The sequence below is a fragment of the Desulfonatronum zhilinae genome (assembly GCF_900182865.1).
Taxonomy (GTDB): Bacteria; Desulfobacterota; Desulfovibrionia; order Desulfovibrionales; family Desulfonatronaceae; genus Desulfonatronum; species Desulfonatronum lacustre.
On the sequence record NZ_FXUJ01000045.1, the window covers coordinates 1 to 10,115 of the forward strand.

The 10,115-nt window shown below is 54.2% G+C and carries 15 protein-coding genes; all 15 read left to right on the forward strand.

Annotation, left to right across the window (positions count from 1 at the left end; translation table 11 throughout):
- Positions 1-378: 378 nt before the first annotated feature.
- The 15 genes from AC559A_RS18215 (at position 379) to AC559A_RS18285 (ending at position 9,674) form a co-directional block, all read left to right on the forward strand.
- Positions 379-909 (forward strand): hypothetical protein, encoded by a 531-nt coding sequence (locus AC559A_RS18215; RefSeq protein WP_498819120.1) that lies wholly within the window; start codon positions 379-381, stop codon positions 907-909.
- 66 nt (positions 910-975) lie between these two features.
- Positions 976-1,404 (forward strand): hypothetical protein, encoded by a 429-nt coding sequence (locus AC559A_RS18220; protein WP_498819121.1) that lies wholly within the window; start codon positions 976-978, stop codon positions 1,402-1,404.
- Between the two features lie 61 nt (positions 1,405-1,465).
- Entirely contained in the window at positions 1,466-1,684 is a 219-nt protein-coding gene (locus AC559A_RS18225; RefSeq protein WP_498819122.1) for a helix-turn-helix transcriptional regulator, read from the forward strand.
- Positions 1,685-1,885: 201 nt separating this feature from the next.
- Positions 1,886-2,317 (forward strand): bifunctional DNA primase/polymerase, encoded by a 432-nt coding sequence (locus AC559A_RS18230; protein ID WP_498819123.1) that lies wholly within the window; start codon positions 1,886-1,888, stop codon positions 2,315-2,317.
- Positions 2,318-2,404: 87 nt separating this feature from the next.
- Positions 2,405-3,919, forward strand: a complete 1,515-nt coding sequence (locus AC559A_RS18235; RefSeq protein ID WP_498819124.1) for a DUF3987 domain-containing protein — start codon at positions 2,405-2,407, stop codon at positions 3,917-3,919.
- 2 nt (positions 3,920-3,921) lie between these two features.
- On the forward strand, positions 3,922-4,686 hold the full coding sequence (locus AC559A_RS18240) for a DUF3987 domain-containing protein (protein WP_498819125.1): 765 nt from the start codon (positions 3,922-3,924) through the stop codon (positions 4,684-4,686).
- 2 nt (positions 4,687-4,688) lie between these two features.
- Positions 4,689-5,213 (forward strand): hypothetical protein, encoded by a 525-nt coding sequence (locus tag AC559A_RS18245; protein ID WP_498819126.1) that lies wholly within the window; start codon positions 4,689-4,691, stop codon positions 5,211-5,213.
- A gap of 51 nt (positions 5,214-5,264) precedes the next feature.
- A complete protein-coding gene (locus AC559A_RS18250) occupies positions 5,265-6,593 on the forward strand; it encodes a DEAD/DEAH box helicase (RefSeq protein ID WP_498819127.1) in 1,329 nt (442 codons plus the stop codon).
- Position 6,594: 1 nt separating this feature from the next.
- Positions 6,595-7,053: a hypothetical protein gene (locus AC559A_RS18255; protein ID WP_498819128.1), complete on the forward strand. Its 459-nt coding sequence runs from the start codon at positions 6,595-6,597 to the stop codon at positions 7,051-7,053.
- Between the two features lie 291 nt (positions 7,054-7,344).
- Positions 7,345-7,572, forward strand: coding sequence for a hypothetical protein (locus tag AC559A_RS18260; protein WP_498819129.1), 228 nt, complete (start codon positions 7,345-7,347; stop codon positions 7,570-7,572).
- Positions 7,569-8,021 carry a DUF5681 domain-containing protein gene (locus AC559A_RS18265; RefSeq protein ID WP_498819130.1) on the forward strand — a complete coding sequence of 151 codons (453 nt, stop codon included), beginning with the start codon at positions 7,569-7,571 and terminating at the stop codon, positions 8,019-8,021. Before AC559A_RS18260 ends, AC559A_RS18265 begins: the two co-directional genes overlap by 4 nt.
- Before the next feature lie 4 nt (positions 8,022-8,025).
- Positions 8,026-8,238 carry a hypothetical protein gene (locus AC559A_RS18270; RefSeq protein ID WP_498819131.1) on the forward strand — a complete coding sequence of 71 codons (213 nt, stop codon included), beginning with the start codon at positions 8,026-8,028 and terminating at the stop codon, positions 8,236-8,238.
- Positions 8,225-8,416, forward strand: a complete 192-nt coding sequence (locus tag AC559A_RS18275) for a hypothetical protein (protein WP_498819132.1) — start codon at positions 8,225-8,227, stop codon at positions 8,414-8,416. Before AC559A_RS18270 ends, AC559A_RS18275 begins: the two co-directional genes overlap by 14 nt.
- On the forward strand, positions 8,413-8,625 hold the full coding sequence (locus AC559A_RS18280; protein WP_498819133.1) for a helix-turn-helix domain-containing protein: 213 nt from the start codon (positions 8,413-8,415) through the stop codon (positions 8,623-8,625). The genes AC559A_RS18275 and AC559A_RS18280 overlap by 4 nt, the downstream gene beginning before the upstream one ends.
- A gap of 119 nt (positions 8,626-8,744) precedes the next feature.
- Positions 8,745-9,674: a hypothetical protein gene (locus tag AC559A_RS18285; RefSeq protein ID WP_498819134.1), complete on the forward strand. Its 930-nt coding sequence runs from the start codon at positions 8,745-8,747 to the stop codon at positions 9,672-9,674.
- Positions 9,675-10,115 lie beyond the last annotated feature (441 nt).

Genomic DNA, 10,115 nt, shown 5'->3' on the forward strand with positions numbered 1-10,115 from the left:
TGACTGTTTACCTGGAAGCCAAAATGTATCGTCCATAAGGCTTAGCCTATTTCTATTCTTATATCGCAACATAGCAGTGACCTCGTTTTTTAAATCTTAATATCACTACTATAGCATACAATGCAAGCAAAATATTTAGTTAAATCGAATGCCTGCCCGGACTTTTTGCAGGGAGATCAGGTCAAGGCCCACCGAAAGAAAACCTGATCGGCGAGAGCGACGAACCCCACAAGGGACGTTCCAGAAATGGAGCGTCCCTTTTTTTTGTTCCATTGGTTATCAATCTTCGGTGAAATAAAAAAGATTGATAATCGCTAAACTTCTTCCGTCTTCTTACCTTTGCCCACGTTGACCACATGAACCTTTAGCAGTGAGGTAATGAACTATGGAACGGAAGAACGAAACGGCGATGTTTGGCTACTTGAGCGGCGTAACGGATCAGCTTTGCAAGATCGGAAAGGGCGTGAAAATGTGATCAGGCATATTGAGACGTTGGAGCGTTTTAATGGGGTTGTTCACGATGCGGCGGCCCTGGATGGTGGAGAAAGCGGTTGTGAAGATGCTTTTGAATGGTTGGTTAATCGCATTCAGGAAAGGACAGAGGAAATGTCAGAAAAGCTTGAGCTTTATGACGGACCTTCTATTGAGGAAAGGCAAGAGCTTGATGCCTTGAGCAGGCTTTCCCCTGAAATGCTTGGGTTGTCCGGTGAACTGGCAAACATGCAGGCAACAATTATCAAGGCCAAGAAGCAGATCATTGACGACATGCCCGAGGGAATGCCTATGTCCCAGGCAGTTGTAAAGCATGACATGCAAGCCCTGTATTCAGTGATCCAGACTGCCGGGCTTATGGCAGACGGAATTATTACCCGGATCAGGCAATTCAAGAGCGGACGTTTCACGGAATAGCAGACCAACTCAACAGGGGCGGGGTTGCATATGTGGCCCCGTCCAATTCAAAAGGGAGAGAATACCATGTCAAGATTTGTGAATGAAGATCGTTTGATGCAATTTGCGGAAATGATCACATACGGGCGAGATGCTTTCTTGATGGAAGAGGAACCAAAGCGCGTGATGCAGGCTTGCAAGAACCTTGGGCTTGGACCTGATTCATTTGAACCGGCCCTGGAAAGAGCGTTGAATGAGGTAATGCACAAGGCCCAGATCGTAAAGACCTTATTCGTGTTTTCCGAGGACATGAAAACCACGTTTGAGCAAATGAAATACCTTTACGAAAAGGAACAGACAACCGTTGATGAAGACGTTGCCCGGCTTTTGTGCTCCATGGAAGCGGCCCAGGCAGCTATCAATGATTTACAGACTGACCTTCAGGTTGCGCTTATGGATTGGGTTTCTGATGCTTCCAAAGAGATCACAAACGAGATCCAGGAAGGGCTGGCGTAACAGAGCAACAACAGGCAGGGTTGCAATTGTGGCCCTGCCCTACTCCAAAAGCGAGGAAACAATGCAGAAGGATCAAGAGAACAGACAGGCGGGACTTGCTACCCTGAAAGAGAAGGAAGCGGCGGCCCTGCTTGGTCTATCGGTGAAGACGCTTCGGCAATGGCGTTGGAAGGGAACCGGCCCGGATTATCTCAAGCTGGGAAACGGGCGCGGCGCGGCGATCAGGTACGAGCCGGAAGCCCTGGAGCAATTCAAGGCCCAGAGCCGTATCCGGGCGTAAGCCCATGAACGGAAAAAGCCCGCGACGGCGGTTGTCACAGGCTTTTCAACGTGAGGTGAAGATGATGAACAGGCAAAAAAACATTCATCCTTTCACGCGGCTTTGTCAAGAACTACGGACAATTGCCCTTGTCGGGATTGTGGCCCTGGTAGGCTGGCCCGCGTGGTTGGCCCGGATGGTTGATCGAAAGGAGGGCGGACAATGAGCGCGACCCTCCCAAGACCAGAACTGATACGGAACGCGGCGGTTCAGTATGTCCAAGCGGGCCTTTCTGTGATCCAGACAGACCTCAAGTCGAAACAACCAGTTGGAACCTGGAAACGGTATCAATCGGAGCGGATGAACCCTCGGCACATCATGCAGCAGGCACATACCTGGAAAGCGATTGGGCTTGTATGCGGTCAGGTGTCCGGCAATCTGGAATGCCTTGACTTTGACCACAAGGCGGCATGGTTTCCGACTTGGCGTGACCTTGTTGAAGCTGAACAGCCCGGACTCGTTGACCGATTGACACAGCAAAAGACCCAGAATGACGGGCTTCATGCGCCCTATCGTTGTCCCGAGGTGACAATCCCCGGCAGCATGAAGCTTGCCTATGATCGGATACCCGTGGACGGCCCCGGAGACCATTAGCACGAGGGCAAGCCATACAAGGCCCAGGAAGAGGGCGGGCAATGGTTCATCTTCCCGACCATGATCGAGACCAGAGGCGAGGGCGGCATGTTCCTGGCGGCCCCTTCCCCAGGCTACGAACTCATCCACGGTGACTTTGCACACGTTCCCACGATTAGCCCCGAGGAACGGGCAATCCTGATCAAGGCGGCCCGTGCCCTGGACCGTGGACCCTCGAAGACGAAACAGGCCCCCCGGCAAGCTGATGATCAGGGAGACCGGCCCGGTGACTGGTTCAATGAGCATGGCGACCCCCGGCCTATCCTGGAGAAGCATGGTTGGGAGGATACCGGCATTTCCAAGGGTGACTTCGGGCATTGGCGACGGCCCGGCAAGAGTAGGGGTTGGAGTGCATCCCTGATCAATGGGCAGTGGTTGCGCGTGTTCTCTTCCAATGCGGCCCCGTTCGAGGACGGGCAAACCTACGGACCATTCCAGATTGTGGCCCTACTGGACCACGGCGGCGACTTCGCAGCGGCGGCGAGTGCGGTAAGGCGGATGATGCCCAAGGATGCCGGGAATGCCACCAATGCCACCAATGCCGGGCAGTTTGGCAGTGATCAGGCTGGCCACAATGCCGGGTATGCCGGGAATGCCGGGTATGCCGGGTATGCCGGGTATGCCGGGTATGCCGGGCAGTCAGGGAGTGAATGCAATAGCGATCCTGCCGGGAATGCCACCAATGCCGGGCAGTCTGAAGGTGTTCAAGAGAAATGTTCCCCCCTGCCCCCTCCCCCGCTTCATGTGTTCCATCCTGATATTGCCCACCTGATCGAAGAGGTATCCCAAGCCAAGAGTGCCCCGATTGAGGCAGCAATTGCACCCTTGCTTGCAGTTGTATCGGCCATGATCGGGCGGGCAATGGGGTTGAGGATCAAGAGGGGTTGGATTGAGCATGCAAACCTGTACATTGCACTGGTTGCACTTTCAGGAAGTGGCAAAAGCCCTGTAACGAGCTTTTTCTTCCGTCTAATAAGGAAGCTTGAACGTGAATTCCAGAGGCAATTTCAGGAAGCATTGGAGCGTTACGACATTGAGCTTGGTGAATGGATCAAGAACAAGAATCGCAAAGATGCGAAACCTGGACCTAAACCAGCCAAGCCAAAACGTGAGGATTTACTTGTCGATGATTGGACCATTGAAAGCCTGACCGATACGCTTGACGCGAACCCTCTTGGCATTCTTGCGTTTCGTGATGAGCTTGCAGGGTTGTTGTTAGAGCTTGATAATTACAGCAACGGTGCGGGCGGTGGAACGAAAAACCGTCTAATGAGTGCATACGATAGCGGACCATGGAAGACATCTCGTATCAATCAAAACCGTGTTTCGTATGTACCTAATGCTTGCATAAGTCTTTATGGAACGATCCAGCCAACACAAGCAAAAGATATTTTCACTGGATCAGATAAGGCAACAGGGTTTCTTCCTAGATTCTTGATGATCAATGCAGCAATCAAGGCTCCATCATATTTCAATGAGAAGTCAGAGAGCCTTGAGGCAATCAACACGATTGAGAAGCTTATCAGTGGCCTTTACAAGATCAGAAAGGCTGGGAGGGTTTAATCATGGAAAACACAAGCTGGAACTTCAATGATGTTAAGGAGAAATTCCCTGTAATCATTGATTGTGACCATGAAGCCAAGGCTTACTATATCAAGTGGCATGATCAGCTTGCACTTGAGGCTTGGCTTGGAACTGAAGAAGATGAGGACAGCATGCTTGCCAAGTTGCGCGGGCAATGCTTGAGGATTGCGTTACAATTGCATGCCATGGATGCCGTCCTTGACGGTAAACAGATTGATGACCCGGTTTCCCTGGACGTGATGCAGAGGGCTTGTGAGTTTTCGGATTGGTTGAAGGCCCACCAGCGGGCGGCGTGGCGTATGCTCAAAGGCGCGGCGTCTATGCCAACAGGGAGAGAGCTTAGGGTTTGCGAGGCAATTGTGACCTTAGAAAGCGAGATCGTGAACGGCTTCCTTCCCACGGCCCGGATAGTGGAGACGGTGAACGGTTCGATAGAGGAACGCTACCGCATGATCTCGGACAGCGTAGGCAAGACGTGTTCCAAGCTTGGCCTTGAGAACTCCCGAACCGAAAAACAGAAAGGTTGGGTTGTTGCCCCTGAAGACATTGCCCGCTTCCGCGAACTCCTTGAACAGCCCGGCATAGGTGGCAGACGTGGCAGGAGTGAGGACCATCCAGCCCCCTACATATGCCAGAACAGCCCGGCATACCCGGCAGACGTGGCAGGCCCGGCAGGTGAACCAACACAGACAGACCCGAACAGCCCGGCAGAGGCGGCATTGGTGGCAGACGTGGAGGTGTTTTGACCATGAAGCGGATCAGAACACTGACCGGCGCGGGGTTGGTTGTCCGGTTGGACGGACAGGGCGGCCTTGAGGTTGAGGGCTTGAAAGCGGTTGACCCCAGGGGCGCGGATGAGTTGCGGAGGTATATCAGGGAGAACAAGGCCCAGATCATCCTTGAATTGTTGCTTTCCGAGGTTGGAGCGAAGATCGAGGGCGGCAAGCTTTTGTTTGTTCCCCACCTTGAAGGCCCCGAGGTTGACCCCGTGCGTTGGGCGAAGGGTTGGCAGGCATGGCGGATCATGCAGGAGCAGGCGGCCCCGGTTATCCTTGAGCAGCTTTGCAGCATCGAGAACGGCGAACCATGCCCAGAAAGCGCGGCCCGTGATCTGATCGAGTTGGACCAGCGCGGGTTTATCCGGCTGGACCTGACCAGTGATCCCCCGACGTTCACCCTGGCGGACGGGCACGGATACGGTGAAGGGGATCGGCAATACGTTCAAGCCCTGATCGACGAGGCAGGCGCGGCCCTGGATTCCGTCAGGCTGTAAAAAAAGAACCCCGAGCGGCGGCAACCGTTCGGGGCTGGAAGGAGATGAAACATGCAGATGGTGAAGATTGAAATATCGGATCATGCGCGGCTGGTCAATTGCCCGGTACATGTCCGGGAACAGTTCGAGCAGGCCCTGACCCTGGCCAATCCAAAGTTTGAAGCGGATCACCGGCGTTGCGGCTGGAGCAGGGAACCGGCCCACCTGACTTTCTACTGGTGGGACCAGGACAGCGGTTTCTGTTTCCCGCGAGGATACGCCAGACAGGCCCTGGAGAAGTTACGCAAGGCTGGGGTCCAACCAGAGATCGTTGACAGGACACTTTCCCTTGAGGCCCTGCACATGGAGTTCAGGGGCCAGTTGCGGCCCTACCAGCGGCGGGCGGTGGAGGCGATCTTGGCGCGGCGTTATGGTTCTGCCTGCCTGCCCACAGGTTCCGGGAAAACCGTCTTGGCCCTGGATGTAATCGCCAAGCGGAAACAACCGGCCCTGATTCTCGTTCACAGCCTGGAACTGCTCAACCAGTGGGCGGACAGGATCAAGCAGTTTCTCGGGATCGAAGCCGGAAGGATCGGTGCCGGACAGTTCGACATCACGTCCGTTACCGTGGGCGTGATCAATTCCGTACGTGGTCGGCTGGACGAGCTACAGGGAAAGTTTGGTCATGTGGTCGTGGATGAATGCCATCGCTGTCCATCGGCAATGTTCTCAGAAGTGGTTTCCTCCCTGGATGCAATGTATCTTTTGGGGCTCAGCGCTACACCGTACAGGGCCGACCGGCTAACAAGGCTAATCTTCCTGTACCTGGGGGATCAGGTCATCAAGATTACCAAGGAAGAACTGGAGCGAAGCGGTGCGATCTGCAAGCCGGAAATCATCATGCGGCCAACATCTTTCTGGTTTCACAGACCCGACAAGTATGCACAGATGATCAGTGCAATGGTCCTGAACCAGGAGCGCAATGATCTGATCGTTTCAGACATCGCGGCCAATACCAACGGATCAGGGACGGCTCTTGTCGTATCTTCACGGGTGAATCACTGCGAGACGATTGCAAAGATGCTTGAAGACAAGGGTCTGAAAGTGGCCCTGCTGATCGGCGGCATGTCCGTGAAGAAGCGCGAGCAGGTTGTTGCGGATGTTCAGGCAGAGAAAGTACAGGTTCTGGTCTCTACCTCACAGCTGGTTGCAGAAGGTTTTGACTGTTCCGGGCTTGTCGATCTCTATCTTGCAACACCTGTCAAATTCAACGGAAGAATGACCCAAATCATTGGGCGGGTACTTCGACCTGCCGAGGGCAAAACAGCGCGTGTTTTTGACTACGTTGACGAGGAAATTGACTTGCTCAAGTACCACGCAAAGCAGAGATGGAGGGCGTAACATGAAAGCATGGATTGGAATTGACCCTGGAGCTACAGGGGCGGCGGCCTTGATCACAGCTGAAGGTGAGGCAGAGACCTTTGACTACCCCGGCGATCTTTCCCTTGTCGCGGATCAGCTGCGATCCTGGCGGATGAAATACAAGATTGAGCTTGCAACACTGGAGCACGTTCACGCCATGCCGAAACAAGGCATCTGTTCCATGTTCTCACTCGGGATGAATGCCGGGGGCTGGCAGGGTGTTCTTGCAGGCTTGGCCATTCCATTTTTACTTGTGAAGCCCAGGCAGTGGCAGAATGGCATTCTACTCAAGCAGGATGGCCCAGATACCAAATCCCAAAGCCTAGCGGCTGCAAGGCGGTTGTGGCCAGACATGGACCTCGGGTTGAAGCGCCACCACGGGCGGGCGGATGCCCTCCACCTTGCGGACTATGCCCGGCGACGGGCGGGCAATCAATAGGTTTGACCTATACCAAGGATTGACAAAGCCAATGAATCAATTGACCATGGGTGCAAAACGTCGAAATTGCGCGGGTTTTGTACCCATGGCGACAACAAGGGGGGGGAACGATATGCCAGCGGTGAAAGGTTCTGATTCAAAGCGTGATGTTACGGTTTCATTATCGGCGACAATCATCGAACGGTTGGACGCGGATCGTGGCGAGGGTGAGAGCAGGAGCGCACAGGTTGAGCGGCTGTTAGACTTGTCCCTAGAAGCTTACGCAAACGTCAGGAACGAAGAGGCCCGGCCATGACACAGACGCTTGAATTAGAGGATCATATCAAAAGCTTGAGGCGATTGCGTGATATGGCCGTGGTTTCGAGGAAGATCGGCCCTGCAATCACAGCGGAAGTTGCTATCGGTAGGGCTTTGCTCGGGATGCGGGTTGTTGAGGACGGACAGCCCCGGAGCGTTTACCAGTTGAGCGATCAGGAGTTGCTTGAAATTGCAAGCGGCGGAAGGGAGGAAAGAGCATGACACAAAGACCTGACAATTCAGGAAAAAAGCAGGGCGGAAATACGAAATTCAAGCCCGGACAAAGCGGCAATCCCCAGGGGCGAAAGATCGGATCACGAAACCGCGTTTCCGTGATGGTGGATCAGCTACTTGATGGGCATGCCCAGGAGATTGCCGAAACAGCAATCCAGAAGGCCAAGGAAGGCGATTCGACAATGCTCAAGGCTTTGCTTGATAGGGTATGCCCGCCAAGGAAGGAGCGAACCATTACCCTTGACCTCCCCTCCCTGGCGGACGCAACGACGATACCAAACGCGACCAGGGCGATCATCGAGGCAGCGGCAAAGGGTGAGCTTGAACCAGGGCAGGCGGCGACGATGATCCAGGCCGTGACCGGACATTTGAAGGCCTTGGAGATGGGCGCGTTGGAGGCCCGGCTTGCACGACTTGAAGAGCAGGCGGAAGGTTGAAGCCATGAGCGGCAATCTCCATGGGCGAATTCGACGGCTGGAGCGCGGTTGGGGCAAGGGCGATTGTTACCCTTTGGTGATTGCCCAGGGTGAGGGCGAGACGGTTGATCAGGCCGTTGACCGTCACGTTGAACGGTTCCCAGGCTTGGGCGCGTGGTTGGCGAAGCATCCCGGCAAACCCTTGATCGTTTTGGACGGTGAACATGGCGACAATTGATTTCCGGATCAAGCGGCTTGAGCAGCGACAGACTGCCCAGGGACCGGGCGGCCTTGTGCGGTTCTCCATCAATGGTGCTGATCCAGGCCCAGGAACCGGGCGCGTGATCATGGTCAAGAGCGACGTGCCCTTGCCTGAACCCCTGCCGGATCATCTTCAACGGGAGGACCGACCGTGACCAGTTTGCAACAACAGGTTTTGAATGAGCGGATTTTCATAACCCCGTTTGAGGCGAGCAAGATGCTCCGGGTTTCAATCAGCTATGTTTACAGGCTGGTGCAGGACCGCAGGCTTCAAGGCACGAGGGAGTTGCCGATACGGATCACAACTGCCAGTTTCAAAGCATTCCTGGAAGAGCGGAACGGAGAAAAGCCAGCATCCTTTTAGGATTGCTTGCTCTTCCTGCTTCAAGGGTTTATTTTTGTTCTGGATGGGGAATCGAAGCGGTAGAACGCATGCCGGAACACTTACTGCGGCAACCAGATTGACTACTAAGGAGGATGAACGTGACTAAGACAATAAGCGATACTGGATGGAAGCGTGATCGTTGGGATACAAAACAGGTCGGCGGCGCAGTCAGGAACATTACAACAACTGCCGGAAATGTTCAGGCGTTGCGCGGTTACAGTGATGTTCCTGATCGACAGCAAAGACCTGTTGCACAAGCTGTAAGTCCCGAAACGAGAAGCACGGGTGGCAGCAACCAGAATACAGAACGCAAAGACAAGGCCAACCGGTTATTCCTGGACCTTGTGTCCGATGTTGAACGCGAGAGTGGTCCCATCGACGACGCCAGGAAGTCAAAGGCACAAGCGCAGTTCTTCGGCCAAAACTTCCCTGATCTGGTTGAGCAGGACAGTACGTACACTCCCCCCGGCCAAACGACGAGACCCGAGACAAACGGACACGGCGAATGGCGGCAGGGCAGTGAACCGAAGAAATCTTTTGTCGAAGCCCCTGTGTCTGCCCTTCCTTCCGGCGTGGGGTTCGTTGCCAAAGCGGCTCGAAGCATTCGGGACGCAAAGCCTGTGCAGGTTGCACGGGATATGTTGAATCGCCTTCGACCTGAGCAGCGTCCTTGGTACAATCCGACCCCAGCAGAGATTGCGGCAAGGCATCAAAGGGAAGCCCGGCAAGCGAGACCTGTTGAAGGCATGAGTCCGCTACGGATGACCAACGATGTACAGTTACGACCGGCAGGGCAGGCGGTATCATCGCTTGCGCGAAACATGCTCCATCGAGGCCAAAGTTTTATTGACGGGTTCGGTGAATTCTTTGCCCAGGCCCAAGATCAGGCTCCGGTGAGAGTGCAGCATGCGCTGAGGGTAGTCGAAGAACTGCGGGGCAAACTGGAAGCCGGTCAGGAGCTTACCCCGAAGGAGGCGGCTCTGTATGAACGTGAGATCGCGATTCTGAAGCGGCACGGTGATCGTTGACAGCCTGGAAGGGCTTGTGGCAATCAATCCACAGGTGCTCGTAACACCTTCCTATGACGGCCCCAAGTCCGACAATCTTGGCTTTTTTGCGTCCATTGAGGGACAACGGCCATTTCAGGCCAGGTGAGAGGGAATGTCCAAGACTTCGGTCTAAACACCTCTGCTGCTCATAGGCAGTTACGAACACCTGGCCTTTTTGCGTTTTGCGGAAGGCCAACAACTACCTCAAGGGGGTATCGGCATGAACAAGGCAGTCATGGCAAGAACAGGATATTGCGGACATTCACGACAAGCTCGTCGTTTACACGGAAGGGCTTGAGAGGCTCATGGAATTTTTCTTCGCGGGTCAGTAGTGTCCGGAACACAGTCTGCAGGAATCATGTAACATGTTGTTTTCAAAATTGATTTTGCGATTTTTCCGAGTTATCGACTTCAAGTCCA